This is a genomic window from Kitasatospora sp. SolWspMP-SS2h, from assembly GCF_003259315.1.
GTDB lineage: Bacteria > Actinomycetota > Actinomycetes > Streptomycetales > Streptomycetaceae > Kitasatospora > Kitasatospora fiedleri.
This window is the reverse complement of sequence record NZ_QLLT01000013.1, coordinates 66,044-86,282: the sequence shown is the minus strand read 5'-3', so window position 1 is coordinate 86,282 and position 20,239 is coordinate 66,044. Positions and strand designations below refer to the sequence as shown.

Here is a 20,239-nt window from a genome sequence, read left to right as displayed (position 1 = left end):
ACGGAGGAACCACTCCGCCCGGCCGGGGCCGGTCCGCGTCCCGGGGCGGACGGCTCAGCGGGCGGCGGCGGCCGGGGCGGAGGCGGCGGAGGTGCCGGGGGCGTCGGCGTGCAGGTGCGGGGGGCTGTCCGGGGGACGGTGCCAGGAGGTGCGCAGGCCGCAGGCGGTGAGCGCGGAGCCGACCGCGTGGTGCATGGCCTCCCGCACGGCGGTCGACACCGCCGGGGCGCCGGGCAGCCGCGGGGACGGGTGCCAGGCCACGTCCACGACGTCCGGGACGCCGGGGGTGAGCACTGCGTCCGGTGCGCCCGGTACGGGCGGGCAGGTGGTGAGTGCGACACCGGCCGCGCGGGGGTGCCGGGCCAGCGGGAGGCCCGCGAGCGCGGCGCTGCGGCGGACGGCGGCCAGGGTCTCGGCGGGAAGGTGCGGTGCCGGGTCCGTCGGCGGGACGGTCGAGACCGGTGCGGCGGCTGCTGCGGCGGGGTCGGCCGGCCCGACCCGGGTCGGGCCCTCGGGCGTCTCGCGGACGGCGGCCAGACCGAGGGCGGGCAGCAGTTCGGCGAGCGCGGTCTCGACGCTGTCCGCCACCACCTGCCGGGTCCGGGGCCACGGGCTGTCCGCCCCGGCCGCCGCGGCGGCGTCCTCCAGCCGGGCGGAGCAGAGCCAGCGCAGCGTCAGCGGCCAGCGGTCCGGATCGACCCCGTCCCCGTCCCCGCACCCGTCCCCGGCCGCGCCGCCGGTGGCGAACAGGTGGACGCCGGGCCCGTGGCCGCCGTGCGCGACGGGCAGACCGACGAGGAGCAGTGCCTCGACGACCCGGTCGGCCAGCAGCGGATCGACCCGCGCCGCCCGCGCACCGGCCGCCGCCACCCCGTGGACTCCCATCCCGACACCCCCTCCGACCGGCGGGGCGCTCCCGCGCGTGAGACTATCCATGACCACGTAAAGTCCGTCAACGGCCCCGCCCCGCAAGGACCTTGAAGGCCCGCCGCCCCTCCCGCGCCGCACCGGCCCCGGCCGGGAACCGCGAACGCCGCCCCGCACGGCGGCGGGACGGCGCTTCGGTGAACAGTGCTTCGTGGCGCGGTGGCCGAGCCGTCAGGCGCTGTGCTCGGTGCCCACGGCACCGGCCGCCGGCTGGACCGGAGCCGTCGGCTGAGCCGGGATCTGCTGCGGGGCCTGCGCCTGCGCCTGCACCGGGGCCTGCGGCTGGGCCGGGATCTGGACCGGGTACGGCGGCTGGGCCTGGGCCTGCTGCGGAGCCTGCCCCTGGTACGGAGCCTGCCCCTGGTACGGAGCCTGGCCCGGGTAGAGGGCCTGCCCCTGGAAGGGCGCCTGGCCCGGGTACGGGACCTGGCCCTGCGGGGGGACCGGGGTGCCCTTGGCGCGGTTCATCATCGACCGGACGAAGTTGGCGACCAGCACGATCGGAACGATGAACGCCTTGAAGATGATGAAGTACTCGCCGCCCTCGAAGAAGAAAGCGAGGTAGACGCCGTAGCCGAAGAACGCGGCGCCGGCGAGGCCGCTGAAGATCCGCAGGCCGGTGCTCAGGCCGGAGGCGGGCACGAGAGCGGTGCAGATCGTTATCAGACCGCTGATCATCAGCAGGACGACGTACCAGGAGAAGCCCGGGTCGAGGCTGAAGTCAATGTTCACAGAAATCCCAAACTGGACATAAGGTGTGCATAAAGAGTCAATCGGTTGACGTACCGTACCGGAGTCCGGCCCTTCCGGTCGCCCCGGTTCTCCCACCGATTCGAGAGCCCGAAGAAAAGGCTCCCGGGTAAAGCGGGACCCACCGTCGAAAAGGGCGCCAAAACGGGCGGACGGCCGTCGGCCCGGCCGAACCGGGACGCCGCCCTCCTGGTAGCGTCCCGGCCGTGTCCCCTTCCCCGGCTTCCCCCGCCCCGCTGTACGCCGCCGCCGACATCCACGGTCACCGCACGGAGTTCCGCGACGCACTGCGGGAGGCGGGGCTGACCGGCGGGGACGGGGACTGGACCGGCGGACGGGCCCGGCTGTGGCTGCTGGGGGACTACGTCGACCGGGGGCCGGACGGGATCGGGGTGATCGAGGACGTCCGGCGGCTCGCCGAGCAGGCCGCGGACGCCGGCGGCCGGGTGGGGGCGCTGCTGGGCAACCACGAGGTGCAACTGCTCGCCGCCCACCGCTTCGGCACCGCGCCCGTACCCGGGTGGAGCCAGCCCGGCGGGTTCCACGGCGGCTGGGCCCGGTTCGGCGGGCAGGAGCGGGACCTGCGCCGGCTGACCTCCGACCACCTGGCCTGGCTCGCCGCCCTCCCCGCCGCCGTCCTGGTCGACGACCACCTGCTGGTGCACTCCGATACCACCCAGTACCTCGAACTCGGCACCGGGATCGCCGCCGTCAACCACGCCGCCGCCACCGCCCTGGCCGACGAACGCCCCGGCGCCTGGCTGGAGTTCAGCCGTCGGATGAGCTCCCGCGGCTCCTTCCGCGACGCCCGCTCCACCGACCCCGGCGACCCGGTCGCCCGGATGCTGGACGCCCTGGGCGGCACCGTCCTGGTGCACGGGCACAGCACCCTCACCAAGCACTTCGGCATCCCCTCGGAGCACGTCCGGGAGGCGCTGCGCTACGCCGAGGACCGGGTCGTCGCCATCGACGGCGGCGTGTACGAGGGCGGTCGCATCCTGCTCACCCGCCTGGCCTGAGCCCGCCCCGGCCGCGCCGCCGTCCGGCCCGGCCCGGCCCGGCCCGGCGGGGCGTTCGGATCGAGTACGGGTCGGGCCCGGCTCAGGGGCGGGTCAGGCCCGGGTCAGCCGGTGGCGGGACTCCACCGCCGCGACGGTCTTCTTCAGCGCGCCGCCCAGGACGCCCCTGCCGACACTGCCCAGCAGCAGGCCGGTGATCCGGCCCTTGAGGTTCTTGCCCTCGCGGACCACCACCGCGTCCAGCCGGGTCGTGCCGTCGGGCAGCGGGGTGAAGGCGTAGGTGTGGCCCGAGGCGCCGCCCCAGAGGTTGGAGTCGACCGTGGTCATCACCACGCGGTGCGGGTCGGACCAGTCGTAGCGCAGCCGTTCCCAGACGCCGCCGGAGCCCTCGGTGACCTCGGCGTGGTCGGGGCCCTCCGAGTGGACCCGGAGGAACTCGTCGGCGCTGTTGGGGAACAGCTCCCGGCGGCCCGGGGTGAAGTCGGTGAGGCAGGCCACGAACTGTTCCTGGGTGGCCAGGGTCCGTTCGGTGAAGTGGATGGTTGCCATGGGGTTTCTCCCTGCGCTCCTCGCGTCGGTCTGCCGGACGTCCCCCAGACTGCCCGGTGCCCGCACCCCGCCGAGCCGGTGCCGGACCCTGGCCCGGGCCGACCCGTGCCCGACCCGGGTCCCGTACCCGTGCCCCGGCCCGGGTACGGGACCCGGGGGACCAGGGTCCGCCACCGGCTCGACGGGCCCGCGGTCCGGGGATCGTGGTCGGTGGGACGCCGACCGGCGTCCCGGGCCGCAGAGGAGCCGACGATGGTGGAATTCAAGATCGAGGTCGTGGTCGTCCCGGTCTCGGACGTGGACCGGGCCAAGGAGTTCTGGACCCGGATCGGGTTCCGCGAGGACGTCGACCGCACCGGCCCCGGCGGCTTCCGGGTGGTGCACCTGACCCCGCCCGGCTCGGCCGCGTCGCTGATCGTCGGCAGCGGCGTGACCGCCGCTGCCCCGGGCTCCGAGCACGGCGTGCACCTGGTGGTGGACGACGTCGTCGCGGCCCGCGCCGAGCTGGCGGCGGCCGGGGTCGAGGTCAGCGAGGTGTTCCACGACGCGGGCGGGGTCTTCCACCACGCCGGCACCGCCGAGCGGGTCACCGGCCCGCACCCGGAGCGGCAGTCGTACGGCTCGTTCGCCTCGTTCGCCGACCCGGACGGCAACACCTTCGTCCTCCAGGAGGTCACCGAGCGGCGCCCCGGCCGGATCGACCACGTGGTGTACCGCTCCGCCGACGCACTCGAATCGGCGCTCCGCGACGCCGCGACCGCCCACGGCGCGCACGAGGCCGAACTCGGCCACGCCGACCCGAACCGGCCCGCCTGGTACGCCGCCCACATGGCGCGCGCGGCCGGCCTCGGCCGCTGAGTGGGCCGGCGTGAGCGGCATGGGCGGCACGGGCGGGGCGGGCGCGGGCGGCTGCGGGCGGTGCGCCGGCACCGCGACGACGGCGGGACCGGTGACGGCGGTGACGGCGGTGGCGGCGGCGGGCCGCGAGGCCGGGCGGGCGCAGCTGACGGCGTTCGTGACGTCCGCCGCCGGCCGGGCCCTGGTGCTGCGCGGAGCGGCGGACGCCGACCGGGCCGCGCTGCTGGGCCACGCCGCCGCCCTCGCCGAGCGGGAGGGCCACACCGTCGTCCGGGCGGCCGGCGTCGAGGTGGAGTCGGCGCTGCCCTGGGCCGGGCTGCACCAGCTGCTCCACCCGCTGCTCGCCGACGCCGCACGGCTGGACGAGGCGGCCCGCACCGCGTTCGACACCGTGTTCGGCGGCCCGCGCGGTGGTGCGCGCGCCGGCTCGGACGGCGGCCCGGGCGGTGCCCCGGACTGCGGCCCGCCCTCGGTCATGACGCTCGGCATCGCGGTGCTGCGCCTGCTGGCCCTCGCCACCGAGCGGCGTCCGCTGCTGCTGGTCCTCGACGACGGGCAGTGGCTGGACGAGGCCAGCGCCGACGTCTGCGGCTTCGTCGGCCGCCGCCTGACGGGCCGTCCGGTGCGGCTGCTGGTCGCGGTCCGCCCCGGCCTGCCGTCCCGGTTCGACGCCGCCGCCCTGCCCGAACTGCCGATCGCGGCCCTCCCCGACGAGCCCACGGCCCGCCACCTGCGGCTCGCCGGGACGCCACCCCGGACCCCGCCCCCGGCGCCGGGCGCGCTGACCTGGCAGGAACGCCGCATCGCCGACCTGGCCGCCAGCGGCCTGACGAACAAGCAGATCGGCGCCCGGATGCACCTGTCGCCGCGCACCGTCAGCTCGCACCTGTACCGCGTCTTCCCCAAACTGAGCGTCACCAGCCGGGCGGCCCTGCGCGACGCGCTGACCCGCCACGCGGGCTGACCGCCCGTCACCTCCCCCTCCCTCCCCCTCGCCCCGGGGCGCCGCGCGCCTCCGGAAAGGACCGGAAATGATCAGCAGGCGCACCTTCACCACCGCGGTCGGTCTCGGCGTCGGCGCCACCGCCCTCCCGGCCACCGCCCCGGCGGCCGGCGCGCTCACCGCCGACGACCGGCCGACCGGCCCGGCCCCGACCGTCCCCGCCACGACCGTCCCCGCCGTCGTCCCCGGCACCCACACCGGGTTCGCCGACCTGAGGCGGGTCCAGGCCGGCGTGCTCGACGTCGGCTACGCGGAGACCGGCCCGAAGGACGGCCCGGTGGTGATCTGCCTGCACGGCTGGCCGTACGACATCCACAGCTTCGTCGACGTGGCCCCGCTGCTCGCGGACGCCGGCTACCGGGTGATCGTGCCGTACCTGCGGGGCCACGGCACCACCGCGTTCCTGTCGCCGACCACACCCCGCAACGGGCAGCAGTCCGCGGTCGCGCTCGACGTCGTCGCCCTGATGGACGCCCTGAGGATCCGCCGGGCGGTGCTGGCCGGCTTCGACTGGGGCTCGCGGACCGCCGACATCGTCGCCGCGCTGTGGCCGGAGCGGGTCAAGGCGCTGGTGTCGGTGAGCGGCTACCTCGTCACCCACCTCCCGGCGCAGCGCACCCCGCTGCCGCCGAAGTACGAGCGGGCCTGGTGGTACCAGTACTACTTCGCCACCGACCGGGGCCGGGTCGCCATGGAGACCAAGGCGAACCGGCACGACCTGGGCCGGCTGGTGTGGGATGAGGTATCCCCGACCTGGGACTTCGACGAGGCCACCTTCGAGCGCACCGCCGCCGCGTTCGAGAACCCCGACTACGCCGCCGTCGTGGTCCACAACTACCGCTGGCGGCTGGGCCTGGCCGACGGCGAGCGCCGCTACGACCGCTACGAGCGGCTGCTCGACGCCCAGCCACCCGTCACGGTGCCGACCATCACCCTGGACCCCGCCCTCGACCCGTTCCTGGCCTCCACCGACGGCACGGCCTACCGGAAGTTCTTCACCGGCGCCTACGAGCACCGGGTGCTCGCCGGGATCGGCCACAACGCGCCGCAGGAGGCGCCGACCGCGTTCGCCCAGGCCGTGGTGGACGCCGACCACCTGGTGGCGCGGCCGTGAGCGGCCCGGCCGCCGAGGGGCGGACGGGCGGACCGGACGCCGACGCGCGGGTGCGCGGACCGGACGCCGACGCGCGGGCCGCCGAGGTCCGCCGGGCCCGGTTCGGCGCGCTCCCGGAGCGGGTCGCCCTCGCCGACCTGGTCGAGGAGCGCCCGGTCCCGCCGCCGCACCGGACGGCCGACGCCCACGACCCCGACCGCCAGGCGGTGCGGTTCTCCTGCCTGGCGGCCGACCTCGGCCTCTGAACCCGCCGGTCCGCCGGTCCGCCCCGAGCCCCGAACCCCCGCGCCCCGTCACTCGATCTCGTACATCCCGTCGCCGTCGAGGTGGCGCACCGTGTTGAGGTCGCGCTGGAGCACCGCGTCCACCGGGTGCTCCAGGGTGAGGGTGGCCGGGTAGCCCCGGTCGTACGTGGTCGGGCTGATCGGGTCGCCTGGGCCGACCAGCACGGTGAGGTCGCGGAAGCTCTCCAGCTCCGCGATCCGGTCGAGCGCCCGGTAGCGGACCAGCCGCCCGGCCGCCGGGGCGACCAGCGCGGCCCAGGCGAACGCGTGCCGCCGCCGGTACCCCCGGCCGGCCCGGGCCCGGAAGCGCTCCGGGCGGACGTAGGCGTCCACGACCCACTCCAACTGGCCCTCGCCCAGCAGGCGGGCGGTGTAGTAGGGCAGCCCCGACATGCGGGCGCCCGCCTCGACCAGCCGCGGGCCGTCCGGCGTCAGCTTGACCTCCAGGTGGGCGGCGCCGTACCGGATGTCCAGCGCGTCCAGCACCCGGCGGCCGTACGCGGCGAGTTCGGGCACCGGCGGCTCGTCGCAGCGCAGCAGCACCTGGGCCACCACCAGGTCCCGCACCCCGTTGGCGGTGATCCGCTCGGTGCGCCAGGCGTCGGTCAGCTGGTGCGTCCCGCCGCTGCTGACCGTGTTGAGAACGTACTCGGTGCCGACCAGGTACTCCTGGGCCACCACCTCCTCGATCGGCTCGCCCTGGACCGTCCCCCGGGCGCGCAGCCGGTGCAGCGCCGCGACCGAGTCCCCGGGCGCGTCGCAGAACGACACGCCGTCGCCCCAGTAGCTGCGCAGCGGCTTGACCACCGCCGTCCCGCCCAGCCGCCGGTGCCAGGCACGCAGCACGTCCGGGTCGCCGGTGCGCAGCTGGCGCATGCCGGGCACGCCCCGGGCCTTGAGCGTCTCGATCTGCACGTACTTGTCGCGGCGCGCCGCACTGGCCGCGGTGCCGTTGGAGGGCAGCCCGAGCCGCTCGGAGAGCGCGTCGGCCAGCTCCACCCCGGTCTCGCGGCCCGCCAGCACCGCGACCGGCCGCAGCGCCGCCAGCCGCTCGGCCAGGGCGTCCACCCCGCCGTCGTGGACCAGCACGCGGCCGAACCGCCCCGGGTCCACCGGGTCCACGCCGAACGGGAGTTCGGGCGTGCTCTGCACCTGGACGACCTCGCCGCCCACCGCGCCGAACGCGTCGACGTGGCCGAAGGCCGCCCCGAACGCGTCGACGACCGCCACGCGGAACGCTGCCATGCCTGCCTCCTACGGACGGGGGTGGGTCGGGGCCGCGGCGGGGTCGAGCACCTCGCGGCGGAGTTCGAGCAGCCGGTGCACCGCGTTCGTCAGCACGTGGCGCACGCTGAAACCCGAGGTGCCGGTGTCCCCGGGGCGCTGGGCGTCCCCGGCGGCCAGGACGCTCCGCTCGCCGTCCTGCGCGCCGATCTCCCGCCGGGTCAGCCCCGATCGGTCCGGGAACGCCTCCGGCAGCAGGCGCCGGGTGATCCCCAGGTGCACCATCCGGAAGTCCACGAACCCGTCGATCAGCCGGACCAGTTGCTCCGTCCCGGCGTCGTCGAGCACCAGCCGGCCGTCCCGCACCGACTGCCGCACGTTCGCGCCCAGGCCGGAGGCGCTCCGCCAGCGGGCGACCACCGGCCGGGCCCAGGACGGGAAGTAGGACATCGCCTGGTCCAGGTAGACGCCGTACTCCCCGCTCGGCGGCAGCAGCACCAGTTCGAGGAGCTGGACGCTGGGCATGAACGCCCCGCTCGCCCCGCGCGGACCGCCGGGGTGGCCCAGGTGGTACGGCCGGAAGCGGCCGAACGCCTCCCCGGACAGCCTGCGGTAGCCCGCCATGTCCGAGGTGAACTCCGCGACGCAGCGCGCGGCGTCCTCCAGTACCGCGGCCGGCTTCACGGCGTCCGGCGCCGCCACCAGCGCGCGCAGACCGTAGGCGGCCGACCTGATCCACGGCTCGGAGAGGTGGTGCCCGAGGTAGAAGTCCCGTTCGAGGGTGCCCAGCCGCCCGGGCGAGAACACCCGGATGTCACCGCAGCGAGCGTACTCCTCGCTGTTCACGTCGATCAGCAGCTCGTAGCTCAGGTGCGGGTCCAGGCCGGGGAAGCGCGCGCACTACGCGGAGACCAGCTCCACCAGCTCGCGCGGAGCGGCGTGCGGCCCGGCCGGAACGAACCCGTTGAGCATGAAGAGCAGGTCGAGCTGGGTGACCCGGGCCGCGCGCGGGTCGTCGTCGGCGAGGCAGCGCCGACCGTACTCGGTCAGCAACTCGCGCTGTTTGTCCGCCAGTTGGCGGTACGTCAGGCCGTCGCCGCCGACCTCGGACAGATCCTGCGGGAGTTCGTGCAGGACGTAGTCGCGGAACGGCGAGGAGGACCGCAGGAGCGCGCGCGGTCTGCTCGGCGGGGGGTTCCGACGGGGGTCCGCGGAACCGTTGAAGAGATCACTGCCGTCCATGTCCGCTCCTTGTCCGCAGTGGGGGAGGTGAGGGGCGGGCGGGCCGGTGACGCCGCCACCGGCCCGCCCCGGCACTCAGGGGCGCTTGAGGGCGCGTCAGGGCCGGACGCAGCGGAAGCTGCCCGCCGCGGCCGGGTCGCCGTGGGTGTAGCGGGAGACCATCGGGTACCGGCACAGGTCGCGGGCGACGCTCCGGCCGTCCGCGGTGGTCAGGGTGGCGTGCAGGACGTCCGGGGCCTGGCCGCGCTCGACCCAGGCCGTCAGCGCCGCCAGGTCGTCCACGCCGCCGCCGCTCAGGCCGCAGTGCGCGACGCCCGGGGCCAGGAAGACCCGGTAGAAGCCGTCGACCCGGGCCGCGCCGCCCATCCGGGCCTCGACGCGCTCGCGGTAGTCCACCGTCCCCCGGGTGGGGATCAGCTGGTCGGCGCTGCCGTGCCAGGTGAGCAGCTTGCCGCCGGCGTCGCGGAACGCCGACAGGTCCGCGTCCCGGGAGCCGATCACGGTGTCGTACTCGGCGCGGGCCGCCCGGAAGACCTGCTCGAACTGCTGGTACGTCAGGTCCGCCGGGTCGAACCCGGGCCGCTTCAGCACGAAGTCGGCCACCCACTGGGCCGGGACGGTGAACGGCTGACCGGTGGGCCCGCCGTCCCCGGGCGTGCTGGCGGCCAGCGCGGAGAAGTCGGCGCCGACCGGCAGCCCGTACCAGAGCCGCCGGCCGCCGCCGTCCCGCGGGCCGTCCCAGATCCGGCGGACCACCTCGGCGTCGGCCGCGTCGATCGTGTGCTCCTCGCCCCCGCACACCACCTTGCTGCCGATCAGCCGGCGCGGGTCGAAGTCGCAGCGGTCCGGGTCGCCGATCAGCCCGTCCGCCACGCCGTCCAGCCGGTCGCAGGCCCGCAGCGCGGCCCGGTTGAAGGCGTCGAACTCGCAGGTGGTCGGATAGGTGTGCTCCTGCTTCATCACCACCTGCGGCCACAGCGTGGCCACCTCGAACTGGTTCCAGTTGATGCCCGGAGCGGCGGCGTTGATGCCGTCGAAGTCGGTCGGGTACCGCTGCGCCTCCACGTAGCCCTGGCGGCCACCGGTGGAACAGCCGTTGAAGTACGAGTGGAACGCGCTGCCGCCGTACCCGTCGCCGACGACCTGCTTGGCGACCAGCGCCAGCTCGTGCACCGAGCGCGAGGCGAAGTTCTCCAGCAGCGCGGCGTTCACCCGGCCCTGCGGGTCCAGCCCCCAACCGCCGTCCAGGCCACTGGTGTACACGCCCGCGTCGGTGGTCGCCGCCGCGTAGCCCTGCTTGACCGCCGCGGCCACCGCGCCGACGTCCCCGGCGGCGTAGCCGGCACCGCCGACCGCCTGGAACCGCCCGTTCCACCCGGCCAGCGGCAGCCAGACCTGCACCCTGGCCCGGTCGTCCGCGCCCGGATGGGTCAGCGTGACCGTCACCTCGCAGTGCGCCGGGACGTCGGCCACCGGGTAACCGCCCAACGGCGGGGACCCGGGCACCTGGAACGTCCCCGCCGGCACCGCCGCCGCGGCCACCGACTCCACCACGGCACCCTCCGGCGCCGACGGCCGGAACGCGGCACAGGCCACCACGGCGGACCCCGGACCGGCCCGGTCCGCACCACCCGCCGGGCCGGTCGACGCGCCCGCCGGCGCGCACAGGGCCACGGCCGCCGCCAGCGAGAACCCCGCCGCCGCGAGCCTCGGAAGCCGTCGGTTCATGTGTGTCTCTCCTCGGATTCGGCAATCGCGACCCCACTGTCGCCGACCCACCGACCCGGACACATCGGTCAACTGACGCCCCGCCGGGGAACCAGTCAACGTGCAGTCAGATGACGGATGCGGACGGACGGGCAGCCAGCCGGACGGCCGACCGGCTGACCGCTCGACCGGCCGGCCGGGCAGCGCCCCGGACGACGCCGGGGCGCGGCACCGCCCGCCGCCACCGGCGGGGACGTCCGCCACCACGGGGCGGCGGCCCGGCGGTCACCGGCGGAGGGGCAGTTGCCGTCGCGGTACCCGCCGCTGCCGCCGTCCACCGAGCGCGCCGTCACCGACCGGCAGACAGCATCCGCCGTCGTCGCGCCGCCGCGCCCGCCACCGCCGGGCCCGTCGTCACCCTCCGGCGAGGGCGTCGTCGAGTTCGCGACGGGAGGAGACCCCCAACTTGGTGAACACCTTGCGCAGGTGCCACTCGACGGTGCGCGGGCTGAGGAAGAGCTGGGCGCCGATCTCCGCGTTCGGGTGCCCGGTGGCCGCCAGCCGGGCGATCCGGGCCTCCTGCGGGGTGAGGACGGGCTCGCCGCCGGTGTCGCGTCGGCGCACCGTCTCGCCGGTGGCCAGCAGCTCCCGTCGGGCCCGCTCCGCGAACGCCTCCATGCCCATCGCCGCGGCCGCCCCGTGCGCGGCGCGCAGTTCGTCGCGGGCCTGCGCCCGCCGGTTCCGGCGGCGCAGCCACTCGCCGAACAGCAGCCGGGCCCGGGCCTCCAGCCCGTCCAGCCCGCCCAGGGCGAACTGGTCGACCGCCTCGCGGTAGCGCTCCTCGGCCTGCTCCGGCGCCCCGGCCAGGGCCTCCGCCAGCGCCCCGGCCCCCCGCGCCCAGGGCGTCCCGGCCCGGGCCCAGTCGGCCAGCCGTTCGCGCGCCCCGGCCGCCGCGTCCGGCCGCCCGGCCCGGACCGCCGCCTCGACCAGCTCGCCGCACGTCCAGTGGTGCACGGCGAGATCCCGGTGCCCGGTGCCCCGCAGCGCCGCCTCCAGCGCGAGCGGGTAGTTGCCCAGGCCGTTGTGCAGCACCGCCCGCGCCAACGCCGCGGTGGCCGCCAGCCGGCCCAGACCGCGCTGCTCGCACTCCCGCTCCACCCCCTCGACCTCCGCCAGGGCCGACCCGTCCCGCCCCCGGTACGCGCCGATCAGCGCGGACGTGACCGTCCGGGTCGCCGCGCCCTCGGCCTCCTCGACGGCCGCCGCCCCGGCCAGCAGCGCCCCGGCCTCGGCGAACCGCCCCGCGAAGCCCAGCGCGGCCGCCCGGTACGGCAGCGCCGCCGCCAGGGTGGACAGCGCCCCGGTCGCCCGGGCGGAGCGCACCGCCCGGTCGGTGACGTCCAGCCAGGCCCGGAGGTCGCCCAGCTCGGCGGCGGCGTTCACGACCGCCCACAGCAGGGCCGGGTCCTCGACCTCGGTCCGCGACCGCAGCGCCCGGGCCAGCAGCGGCTGGGCGGCGACCGGCCCGTCCGTGCTCCACGCGGCCAGCGCCCGCAGCAGGACCCCGGCCTGCTCGTCCCCGGGCGGCAGCGCGCGGGCGGCCGCCGCGACCCGCCCGAGCGCCGCCCGGTCGTGGCGGCCGGCCCGGACCGCCGCGCCGAACGCGGTCAGGCAGGTCTCCCGCGCGGCGGCCGGATCGAGCCCGCCGAGCCGCTCCGCCGCGTCGAGCAGCGGCCCCACCGCCCCGGCCCCCCGGTCCCGCAGGGCGGACGCCCGGGCCCGCAGCCGGTGCACGTCGGCCTGCTGCACCAGGTTCAGCGGCCCCAGCTCGGCGGCGGCCAGCAGGTCCGGCACCCGGGCCGTCAGCCCGGCCGCGAGGGAGGCCGCCGCAGCCGCCAGCGCCCGCCGCGCCTGCCCCTTCGGCTCGGGGGAGAGCGCGGCGGCCCGCTCCAGGAAACCGGCCGCGGCGGCCCGGCCGCCACGGGCCAGGGCCCGGTCGGCGGTGTCCTCCAGCGCGGCGGCGACCTGCTCGTCCGGCCCGGCCGCGGCGTGCGCCAGGTGCCAGGCCCGCCGGTCGGGGTCGCGCCCGCCGTCGGTGGCCTCGGCCAGCGCCCGGTGGGCGGACCGCAGGGCGGCGGCGTCCGCGCCCCGCCACACGGCGGACCGCACCAGCGGGTGCCGGAACCGCACCGGGGCGCCCAGGGTGACCAGCCCGGCCGCCTCGGCCGGGGCCGCCGCCTCCGGCCCGATGCCCAGCAGCCGCAGCGCGTGCCACAGCAGCGGCCCGTCGCCGACCGGTTCGACCGCCGCGACCAGCAGCAGCGCCCGGGTGTCGGCCGGCAGCGCCGCCACCCGCCGCCGGAACCCCTCCTCCACCCGGGACGCCAGCGGACCGGCCCCCGGCCCGCCGAACCCGAACGCCAACTCCGCGGGCGACAGGCCGCGCGGCAACTCCAGCAGCGCGAGCGGATTCCCGCCGGTCTCACCGACCACCCGGTCCCGCACCCGGGCGTCCACCGGCCCCGGCAGCACCCGCTCCAGCAGCGCCCTGGCCTCCGCGTCGCCCAGCCCGCGCAGCGGGAGGTCCGGCAGTCCGGCGAAGCCCGCGTCACCCACCCCGTCGACGGTCCGCTCGGCGAACACCAGCGCCACCGACTCGGCGTCCAGCCGCCGGCCGACGAACGCCAGGATCCGCTGCGACATCAGGTCCAGCCACTGGGCGTCGTCCACCAGGCACACCAGCGGACCGCCGGCGGCGGCCTCCGCGAACAGCCCGAGCACCCCCATCCCGACCAGCAGCATCTCGGGCGCCGCCCCCGCGCTCAGCCCGAACGCCACCCGCAGCGCCTCCCGCTGCACCGGCGGCAGCCCGTCCAGCCCGTCCAGCAGCGGAGCGCACAACCGCTGCAACGCCGCGTAGGCGAACTCCGCCTCCGCCTCCACCCCGGCCGCCCGGACGACCCGCAACCGCCCCGCCCGCCCGGCCCGTTCGGCCACCAGGTCCAGCAGCGCCGACTTGCCGACCCCGGCCTCCCCCCGCAGCACCAGCACCCGGCTACGGCCCTCCCGCACCTCCCGCAGCAGCTCCTCCAGCGCCCCCGACTCCCGCTCCCGGCCGAGCAACCGCCGCACCACGTGATCCGACATCACACCTCCGCCCGGTCCCCCCTCCCCGGAGGGACCGACCCCATCCTACGAACCACCCGCCCGCGCCCGTCGCGGCGTCAGTTCGCGGGCGCCCCCGCCGTACCGCCGGGGACGCCGGAGTCCGCGCCGCCGGAACGCCGCCCGGCGGCGCGAACGGTCAGCCCCCGTCGGCCGCCTGACGCGCCACCGTCTCGCGCAGCCGCCGCCGGCGCTCCGTCGCCCGGCGCCGCTCGTCCTCGTCGGCGGCGGTGATGTCCAGGAAGACCTGGTCGAAGTCCGGGCACACCGACCTGATCCGCTGCCTCAGCTCCACGCACAGCCGCTCGACCCCGGAGCTGTCCAGCCCGTCCACCAGGTCCATCCGGGCCGCGAGCAGGGCGGAGTCCGGGCCGAGCTGCATGGTCAGCAGCCGGGTCACGGTGTCGACCTCGGGCCGCTCGGTCAGCACCTCCAGCGCCCGCTGCTGGAGGACCGGGTCGACGGCCTGCCCGACCAGCCGGTCCTTGGCGTCGCGTCCGAGCCGGTAGGCGACGTACATCAGCAGCACCGCGATGGACAGCGCCGCGCCCGCCTCCCAGACCGGCTGTCCGGTCCACTGGTGCAGCCCCGCGCCGGCCAGGGCCAGCAGCACGCCGAGCACCGCCGCCGCGTCCTCCGCGAACACCGTCCGCACGGTCGGGTCGTCGCCCCGCCGCAGCTGCGCCACCACGCCGCGTCCGGCCCGCTTGGCCTGCCCGCGGACCTGCACCGTCGCCCTGACCAGCGAGGCGCCCTCCGCGAGCAGCGACACCGCCAGCACCACGTAGACGATCAGGTAGCCGCCGGTCTCCTCGGCCTCCGGGTTCAGCAGGGTGTGCAGGCCCTGGTAGAAGGAGAAGCAGCCGCCGGTGACGAAGATCCCGACGGCCGCCAGCATCGACCAGAAGAACCGCTCCTTGCCGTACCCGAACGGGTGCCGCGCGTCCGCGCGCCGACGGCTGCGGCTCAGCGAGGCCAGCAGGAACACCTCGTTGAGGCTGTCCGCCACCGAGTGCGCGGCCTCCGACAGCAGCGCGGGCGAACTCGCGATCAGCCCGCCGGCCACCTTGGCCAATGCGATCACCAGGTTGGCCACCAGTGCGATCAGCACCGTGCCCCTGGTCTCACCGTCCCCCTGCCCGCCGCCCTCTCTCCTCCCGGCACTCCCGGCGCTCCCGCCACCCGGGTTCGTGTCCGTGTCCGCGGCCGTGCCGCGCCCGTCGTCGTGTTCGTCGCCCCTCGTCACGCCCGCCGTCTGCCCCGGCTCCTCCCGCACAAGCGCCGAACCGGGCGTCCGGCCGCCTCAGTCGGCGACGGCCGCCCCGGTCCCGGTCAGGAAGGCGGTGAGGACGCGGCGCAGGCGGGGCTCGACCTCGACGACGGCGTGGGCGAGGCGGGGGTCGGAGGTGTAGAGCTCGCGCAGGAGCGGGCCGGGGCTGGCGATCTGCCACAGGGCGCCGGCCATCCCGGTGGCGGTGGCGACCAGGTCGAGCACCTGCTGCTCGGACAGGCCCAGCAGGCGCGCCAACTCCTCGCCGATCAGGGCGACTTCCTGGAGGGTGAGGAGCTTGAACGCGCGCACCGCCTCCAGCGACACGTTGCGCTCCAGGTTGAGCGGCGCCTGCGCGAGCAGGTCGCAGAACACCGGGCGGTCCGCCAGCGTCGAGGCGAGGAGCGCGGCGACGTCCGCGGGGGAGGCGGCCGTCCGCGCCGCCAGCTCGGCGCGGAGCGTCGCGGACCACTCCCGCCAGCCCTCGGCGGTGAGTTCGAGGAAGATCTGCTCCCTCGTCTCGAAGTAGCGCAGCAGCGCCGACTTGTGCATGCCGACCTCGGCGGCGATGTCGGTGAGGCTGACGTCCCGGATGCCGCGCTCCCGGCCGAGCGCCCGGGCCGCGTCCAGGATCGCCGTCTCGCGCACCTGCTTGGCCTCGGCGCTGCGGGCCCGTCGGAAGGCTGGCTGACTCATGGCCCCATCATAGGAGCCGATAAGAGAACGGCGTTGCTTTATTTGGAGAACGGTGTTGTACTAACTGCATGAGCGAACACGCGCACAGCACCCGGCAGGTCTGGTTCATCACCGGTTCGTCCCGCGGGCTCGGCCGCGTCCTGGCCGCCGCCGCCCTCGACGCGGGCGACCTCGTCGTCGCCACCGCCCGCCGCCCCGAAGCCCTCGCCGAGGAACTGGCCCGCTACGGCGACCGGGTCCTCGCCCTGCCGCTGGACGTCACCAGCCCCGACGCGGCCCGCACGGCCGTCGACGCCGCGCTCGCCCGCTTCGGCCGCATCGACGTCCTGGTCAACAACGCGGGGTACGCCAACGTCTCGCCGGTGGAGAGCGCGGACGACGAGGACTTCCGGGCCCAGTTCGAGACCAACTTCTGGGGCGTCTACCACGTCACCAAGGCCGCGCTGCCCGCCCTGCGACGGCAGGGGTCGGGCACCGTCGTCCAGTTCTCCTCGATCGGCGGGCGGGTCGGCGGCTCCCCGGGCCTCGCCTCCTACCAGGCGGCCAAGTTCGCCGTCGACGGCTTCACCCGGGTGCTGGCGGCGGAGACCGCCCCGTTCGGCATCCGCTTCATGGTCGTCGAACCGAGCGGCTTCGCCACCGACTGGGCCGGCGCGTCGATGACCGTCCACCCCGTCCCGGAGGCGTACGAGGAGACCGTGGGCGCGATGAACCGCCTCGTGCGCCAAGGCACGTCCGGCGCGGCGGGCGACCCGCGGCGGGCGGCCGGGATCATCGTGCGCACCGTCCACCGCGACCGGGTCCCCGGCCACCTGCTGCTCGGCGTCAACGCCGTGGAGATGGCGCTCGACCACTCCCGCCGCCAACTGGCCGAGGCCGGCGCCTGGGAGCGGGTGAGCCGCTCGGCCGACTTCGCCGAGCCCCACCCCGTCGACCTGCCGCCCGAGACGGCCTGACGGCCTGACGACCTGTCATCCCGCCCACCGGCCCGCCGCGCCTGATCCGCACCACCCCCGGCGGCGGGGACGGGGCCGGGCCGGTCGGAACGGCCGCACCGTCCGCGCCTTCTGCACCGGTCGGAACCCCGGCTCCTCCACCCGCCTCGCCCCGCCTGGTGGCCGGCCGGCCCGCCTGGACCGGCCCGCCCGGGGCGGCGGGGGCGCGGCTAGGAACCGGCCGCCCCCGGCGTCGCGCCCTCCGGCTGCTGCGGCGCGGCTGCCGCGCCGAGCAGTGCCCGGACGGCGCCGTGGACCTGGCCCGACACCGCCCCGGGGGTGGAGGCGTCCAGCTTCCCGTCCAGGTGCAGGAAGGCCAGGCCGTGCACGACCGCCCACACGCCGGTGGACAGGTCCTCCGGGTCGGAGCCGGGGAAGACGTCGCGGACGATGCCCCGGACGTACTCCCGGACGGCGGCGGTCGCCGCGGCCCGGTCCGCGTCCGTCGGGTCGCACGGCTCGGCGAACATCACCCGGAACAGGGCCGGCCGCTCCAGCGCGAACCGGACGTAGGCGACCGCGACCGCGGCCAGGTCGTCCGGCGTGCGCGGTGCGGGGTGCGCGGCGGCCAGGTGGCCGGCGAGTTCGGCGTAGCCCTCCGCCGCGACGGCGGAGACCAGCGCGTCGCGGTCGGCGTAGTGGCGGTAGGGGGCGGTCGCGGACACGCCCGCCCGCCGCGCCACGGCCCGCAGGGACAGGGCCGCGCTGCCGTCCTCCTCCAGCAGTTCCCGAGCGGCGCGCAGGCACGCGGCGCGCAGGTCGCCGTGGTGGTAGGCGGCGTTCGCCGGTGGCATGGGTCACCCTCCCTGATGTTTGCGGTGCATACATCACTCCTCTAATGTGAGCGATGTACACATGCTAGTCGACGGGAAGAGGACCACCGGATGTCCGGCGAACTGTTCGAGCCGCTGCCCCTGAACTCCGGAGCGGTGCTGGCCAACCGGATCGCCAAGGCGGCGATGGAGGAGAACATGGCCGGCACCGGCCAACTCCCGGGCCGGGAGCTGATCGAGCTCTACCGGCGCTGGGGCGCCGGCGGCGCCGGGCTGCTGATCACCGGCAACGTCATGGTCCACGCCGAAGCGCTGACCGGCCCCGCCGGCGTCGTCCTCGACGACGCCGCGCCCCTGGAACCCTTCGCCGCGTGGGCGGAGGCCGCCAAGTCCGGCGGCGCCGCGGTCTGGATGCAGATCAACCACCCCGGCCGCCAGGTCGCCTCCGACATGCCCGGCGTCGTCTGGGGCCCCTCCGACCTCGGCGTCGACCTCGGTCGGCACAGCGGCCGCTTCGGCCGCCCCGCCGCGATGACCCCCGAGCAGATCGCGGCCACCGTGCAGCGCTTCGCCCGCACGGCCGCCCGCGCCGAACAGGCCGGCTTCGACGGGGTCGAGGTGCACGCCGCGCACGGCTACCTGCTGTCGCAGTTCCTCTCCCCGCTCGTCAACAGGCGCACCGACGCCTGGGGCGGCCCCCTGGAGAACCGGGCCAGGATGCTGCTGGACACCGTGCGCGCCGTCCGCGCGGCCGTCCCGCCCGCCTTCACCGTCGCCGTGAAGATCAACTCCGCGGACTTCCAGCGCGGCGGATTCGACGCCGACGACGCCCGCCGGGTGATCGCCTGGCTGGCACCGCTCGGCGTCGACCTGGTCGAACTCTCCGGCGGCAGCTACGAGAGCCCCGCCATGACCGGCCGCGCCACCGACACCCGCACCCGGGCCCGCGAGGTCTACTTCCTGGAACTGGCCGAAGACCTGGTCACCACCAGCCCCCTCCCGCTGATGCTCACCGGCGGCATCACCCGCCGCGCCACCGCCGAACAGGTCCTCGCCGGCGGCGTCGCCCTCGTCGGCATGGGCACCGCCCTCGCCGTCACCCCCGACCTCCCCCACCGCTGGCGCCACGGCCGCGAAGCCGACCAGCGGATGCGGCCGGTCACCTGGAAGGACAAGCCCCTCGCCTCCGCCGCCGCCATGGCCCAGGTCCGCCGCCAGCTCCGCCGCCTCGCCCGCGGCAGCCGCCCGCGCCCCGGCCTCCACCCGGCCCTCGCCCTGCTGACCGAACAGCTCCAGCAGCGCCGGGCCCTGCGCCGCTACCGCGCCTGGCTGCCGACGCGGCGGCTCGCCGCCGCCCACGGCCACCCGCACCGGTGACGGCAGGCCGGGCCCGCGCCCGGCTCAGTCGCCCACCACCGCCCCGGCCCCAGCCCCGGCTTCCGCCCCGGCCCCGGCTTCCGCCCCGGCCCCGGCTTCCGCCCCGGCCCCGGCTTCCGCCCCGGCCGCCCAGCGCAGCAGGTCGCCCGGCTGGCACTCCAGCACCTCGCAGAGCGCGGCGAGCGTCGCGAAGCGCACCGCCTTGGCGCGGCCGTTCTTGAGCACCGCCAGGTTGGCGGGCGTGATTCCCACGCGGTCCGCGAGTTCGCCGACGGACATCTTCCGCCTGGCCAGCATCACGTCGATGTCGACCGCGATCGGCATCAGATCACCTCGTCCAACTCGGCCTGCATCCGGGCCGCTTCGACGTCGCGGGCGACCGCCTGGACGAGCAGCGTGCGCAGCACGAACACGATGAGCGCGACTCCCAGGACCGCCACGCCGATCCCGCCCATGATGAGGGTGACGCCGGGGTCGTCCCGCTGGCCGGGCGCGTTCAGGGCCGCGACCGCGAACCACACGACGGCCGCCGCGACGATCGCGCCGATGATGCCGTCCACGTACCGGAAGGCGGCGGGGGAGAACACCGTCCCGCGCCGCACCATCGTGACCAGCCGCCACACGCAGACCATGGCGGCCTGGGCCGCCCCGATCCCCAGGATCGTGACCACGCGCAGCGAAGTCAGCGGGAGCGACCCGTCCTCCGGGTCGTTCCCGCTGACCAGCACCCACAGCATCAACGCCTGCACCAGCACGCTGCCGGTGAACACCACCGCGAGCACGGCGCGCAGCGCGCGCACCACCAGCTCTCCCATGCCCCATCCTTCCATCGAGATGCGATGGAAATCTATCGAAAATCGATAGGTTGGGCAAGGTTCGAGCCGGAGGGCGGACGGACAGCACCCCCCGTGCCATCGACTCCTCGGCCCCTTACGGCCGCAGTGGCCGGAGCCGCCGCCTCACCACGCTCACGCGCTTACCGCGTTCACCGCGCTCACCACGCGAAGATCCGCCCGACGGCGAAGCCGATGCAGCAGACGACCATCACCACGATGACCAGGAGGGGGATCCAGCCGGGCCAGGCCGTGTGCAGTTCCACCGGCTCGGGGGTGGAGATGCCGTGCGTCGTGGAGCCTTCGCACTCGGGCGTCTCGGTCGGCATGGAGTGGCCCGGCAACTGCACCGAGGCGGGAACAGAGTTGCTGACGGACATGGCGTCCTCCCGATTTCCCGAGTGGCCTGGTACGTCGACGTGCTTCCACCTCCACGGTCCACCCGACGGCGCC

At 76.2% G+C, this 20,239-nt stretch carries 20 protein-coding genes and 2 pseudogenes; 8 read left to right on the top strand and 14 right to left on the bottom strand.

Annotated features, from left to right (window positions below; all coding sequences use genetic code 11):
- Nucleotides 1-54: 54 nt before the first annotated feature.
- Nucleotides 55-885, bottom strand: a complete 831-nt coding sequence (locus K353_RS17700) for a hypothetical protein (protein WP_146616497.1) — start codon at nt 883-885, stop codon at nt 55-57.
- Between the two features lie 213 nt (nt 886-1,098).
- Entirely contained in the window at nt 1,099-1,659 is a 561-nt protein-coding gene (locus tag K353_RS17695) for a hypothetical protein (RefSeq protein WP_111554578.1), read from the bottom strand.
- A 224-nt stretch (nt 1,660-1,883) separates the two neighbouring features.
- On the opposite strand from K353_RS17695, the gene K353_RS17690 reads away from it, so the two are divergent.
- Nucleotides 1,884-2,696 carry a metallophosphoesterase gene (locus tag K353_RS17690; protein WP_111554577.1) on the top strand — a complete coding sequence of 271 codons (813 nt, stop codon included), beginning with the start codon at nt 1,884-1,886 and terminating at the stop codon, nt 2,694-2,696.
- Nucleotides 2,697-2,789: 93 nt separating this feature from the next.
- Here K353_RS17690 and K353_RS17685 read toward each other — a convergent pair whose 3' ends face one another.
- Nucleotides 2,790-3,245: a hypothetical protein gene (locus K353_RS17685; protein ID WP_111554576.1), complete on the bottom strand. Its 456-nt coding sequence runs from the start codon at nt 3,243-3,245 to the stop codon at nt 2,790-2,792.
- Between the two features lie 252 nt (nt 3,246-3,497).
- On the opposite strand from K353_RS17685, the gene K353_RS17680 reads away from it, so the two are divergent.
- The 5 genes and pseudogenes from K353_RS17680 (at nt 3,498) to K353_RS17665 (ending at nt 6,465) form a co-directional block, all read left to right on the top strand.
- Nucleotides 3,498-4,103 (top strand): VOC family protein, encoded by a 606-nt coding sequence (locus K353_RS17680; RefSeq protein WP_111554575.1) that lies wholly within the window; start codon nt 3,498-3,500, stop codon nt 4,101-4,103.
- Nucleotides 4,104-4,122: 19 nt separating this feature from the next.
- Nucleotides 4,123-4,716: pseudogene (locus tag K353_RS37215) on the top strand (AAA family ATPase); the annotation flags it as partial.
- A 162-nt stretch (nt 4,717-4,878) separates the two neighbouring features.
- A pseudogene (locus K353_RS37210) lies at nt 4,879-5,067 on the top strand (response regulator transcription factor); the annotation flags it as partial.
- A 67-nt stretch (nt 5,068-5,134) separates the two neighbouring features.
- Nucleotides 5,135-6,220: an alpha/beta fold hydrolase gene (locus tag K353_RS17670; RefSeq protein WP_111554573.1), complete on the top strand. Its 1,086-nt coding sequence runs from the start codon at nt 5,135-5,137 to the stop codon at nt 6,218-6,220.
- Entirely contained in the window at nt 6,217-6,465 is a 249-nt protein-coding gene (locus K353_RS17665; RefSeq protein ID WP_233533646.1) for a hypothetical protein, read from the top strand. Before K353_RS17670 ends, K353_RS17665 begins: the two co-directional genes overlap by 4 nt.
- Before the next feature lie 48 nt (nt 6,466-6,513).
- On the opposite strand, the gene K353_RS17660 is transcribed toward K353_RS17665, so the two are convergent.
- The 7 genes from K353_RS17660 to K353_RS17625 all read right to left on the bottom strand — a co-directional run bounded on the left by K353_RS17660 (nt 6,514) and on the right by K353_RS17625 (nt 15,808).
- A complete protein-coding gene (locus tag K353_RS17660; RefSeq protein WP_111554572.1) occupies nt 6,514-7,749 on the bottom strand; it encodes a biotin carboxylase in 1,236 nt (411 codons plus the stop codon).
- Between the two features lie 9 nt (nt 7,750-7,758).
- Nucleotides 7,759-8,574, bottom strand: coding sequence for a hypothetical protein (locus tag K353_RS17655; protein ID WP_146616495.1), 816 nt, complete (start codon nt 8,572-8,574; stop codon nt 7,759-7,761).
- 54 nt (nt 8,575-8,628) lie between these two features.
- Entirely contained in the window at nt 8,629-8,970 is a 342-nt protein-coding gene (locus K353_RS17650; RefSeq protein WP_111554570.1) for a hypothetical protein, read from the bottom strand.
- Between the two features lie 96 nt (nt 8,971-9,066).
- Nucleotides 9,067-10,698 carry a tannase/feruloyl esterase family alpha/beta hydrolase gene (locus K353_RS17645; protein ID WP_111554569.1) on the bottom strand — a complete coding sequence of 544 codons (1,632 nt, stop codon included), beginning with the start codon at nt 10,696-10,698 and terminating at the stop codon, nt 9,067-9,069.
- 393 nt (nt 10,699-11,091) lie between these two features.
- Nucleotides 11,092-13,824, bottom strand: coding sequence for a LuxR family transcriptional regulator (locus K353_RS17635; protein WP_111554568.1), 2,733 nt, complete (start codon nt 13,822-13,824; stop codon nt 11,092-11,094).
- A 157-nt stretch (nt 13,825-13,981) separates the two neighbouring features.
- The gene (locus tag K353_RS17630) at nt 13,982-14,953 is read right to left on the bottom strand and encodes a cation diffusion facilitator family transporter (protein WP_233533645.1); all 972 of its coding nucleotides are present in this window, start codon (nt 14,951-14,953) and stop codon (nt 13,982-13,984) included.
- Between the two features lie 192 nt (nt 14,954-15,145).
- Entirely contained in the window at nt 15,146-15,808 is a 663-nt protein-coding gene (locus K353_RS17625) for a TetR/AcrR family transcriptional regulator (RefSeq protein WP_111554566.1), read from the bottom strand.
- Between the two features lie 68 nt (nt 15,809-15,876).
- Between K353_RS17625 and K353_RS17620 the strand changes: the two genes are divergently transcribed.
- The gene (locus tag K353_RS17620; protein WP_111554565.1) at nt 15,877-16,764 is read left to right on the top strand and encodes an SDR family NAD(P)-dependent oxidoreductase; all 888 of its coding nucleotides are present in this window, start codon (nt 15,877-15,879) and stop codon (nt 16,762-16,764) included.
- A gap of 209 nt (nt 16,765-16,973) precedes the next feature.
- Here K353_RS17620 and K353_RS17615 read toward each other — a convergent pair whose 3' ends face one another.
- A complete protein-coding gene (locus tag K353_RS17615) occupies nt 16,974-17,597 on the bottom strand; it encodes a TetR/AcrR family transcriptional regulator (protein WP_111554564.1) in 624 nt (207 codons plus the stop codon).
- Between the two features lie 90 nt (nt 17,598-17,687).
- Here K353_RS17615 and K353_RS17610 point away from each other — a divergent pair, with 90 nt between their 5' ends.
- Nucleotides 17,688-18,953 carry an NADH:flavin oxidoreductase/NADH oxidase family protein gene (locus K353_RS17610; RefSeq protein WP_111554563.1) on the top strand — a complete coding sequence of 422 codons (1,266 nt, stop codon included), beginning with the start codon at nt 17,688-17,690 and terminating at the stop codon, nt 18,951-18,953.
- A gap of 24 nt (nt 18,954-18,977) precedes the next feature.
- On the opposite strand, the gene K353_RS17605 is transcribed toward K353_RS17610, so the two are convergent.
- From K353_RS17605 to K353_RS17595, 3 genes are all read right to left on the bottom strand, one after another.
- Nucleotides 18,978-19,277, bottom strand: a complete 300-nt coding sequence (locus K353_RS17605; RefSeq protein ID WP_111554562.1) for a helix-turn-helix transcriptional regulator — start codon at nt 19,275-19,277, stop codon at nt 18,978-18,980.
- On the bottom strand, nt 19,277-19,768 hold the full coding sequence (locus K353_RS17600; RefSeq protein WP_111554561.1) for a DUF2975 domain-containing protein: 492 nt from the start codon (nt 19,766-19,768) through the stop codon (nt 19,277-19,279). Before K353_RS17600 ends, K353_RS17605 begins: the two co-directional genes overlap by 1 nt.
- 179 nt (nt 19,769-19,947) lie before the next feature.
- A complete protein-coding gene (locus tag K353_RS17595; protein ID WP_111554560.1) occupies nt 19,948-20,166 on the bottom strand; it encodes a DUF6480 family protein in 219 nt (72 codons plus the stop codon).
- Between the last annotated feature and the right edge of the window lie 73 nt (nt 20,167-20,239).

Bases quoted from the DNA above. Each gene is read 5' to 3' on its own strand.
- K353_RS17700 (WP_146616497.1), bottom strand. From the start codon at position 885: ATGGGAGTCCACGGGGTGGCGGCGGCCGGTGCGCGGGCGGCGCGGGTC.
- K353_RS17685 (WP_111554576.1), bottom strand. From the start codon at position 3,245: ATGGCAACCATCCACTTCACCGAACGGACCCTGGCCACCCAGGAACAG.
- K353_RS17680 (WP_111554575.1), top strand. From the start codon at position 3,498: ATGGTGGAATTCAAGATCGAGGTCGTGGTCGTCCCGGTCTCGGACGTG.
- K353_RS17670 (WP_111554573.1), top strand. From the start codon at position 5,135: ATGATCAGCAGGCGCACCTTCACCACCGCGGTCGGTCTCGGCGTCGGC.
- K353_RS17660 (WP_111554572.1), bottom strand. From the start codon at position 7,749: ATGGCAGCGTTCCGCGTGGCGGTCGTCGACGCGTTCGGGGCGGCCTTC.
- K353_RS17650 (WP_111554570.1), bottom strand. From the start codon at position 8,970: ATGGACGGCAGTGATCTCTTCAACGGTTCCGCGGACCCCCGTCGGAAC.
- K353_RS17645 (WP_111554569.1), bottom strand. From the start codon at position 10,698: ATGAACCGACGGCTTCCGAGGCTCGCGGCGGCGGGGTTCTCGCTGGCG.
- K353_RS17635 (WP_111554568.1), bottom strand. From the start codon at position 13,824: ATGTCGGATCACGTGGTGCGGCGGTTGCTCGGCCGGGAGCGGGAGTCG.
- K353_RS17625 (WP_111554566.1), bottom strand. From the start codon at position 15,808: ATGAGTCAGCCAGCCTTCCGACGGGCCCGCAGCGCCGAGGCCAAGCAG.
- K353_RS17620 (WP_111554565.1), top strand. From the start codon at position 15,877: ATGAGCGAACACGCGCACAGCACCCGGCAGGTCTGGTTCATCACCGGT.
- K353_RS17615 (WP_111554564.1), bottom strand. From the start codon at position 17,597: ATGCCACCGGCGAACGCCGCCTACCACCACGGCGACCTGCGCGCCGCG.
- K353_RS17610 (WP_111554563.1), top strand. From the start codon at position 17,688: ATGTCCGGCGAACTGTTCGAGCCGCTGCCCCTGAACTCCGGAGCGGTG.
- K353_RS17605 (WP_111554562.1), bottom strand. From the start codon at position 19,277: ATGCCGATCGCGGTCGACATCGACGTGATGCTGGCCAGGCGGAAGATG.
- K353_RS17600 (WP_111554561.1), bottom strand. From the start codon at position 19,768: ATGGGAGAGCTGGTGGTGCGCGCGCTGCGCGCCGTGCTCGCGGTGGTG.
- K353_RS17595 (WP_111554560.1), bottom strand. From the start codon at position 20,166: ATGTCCGTCAGCAACTCTGTTCCCGCCTCGGTGCAGTTGCCGGGCCAC.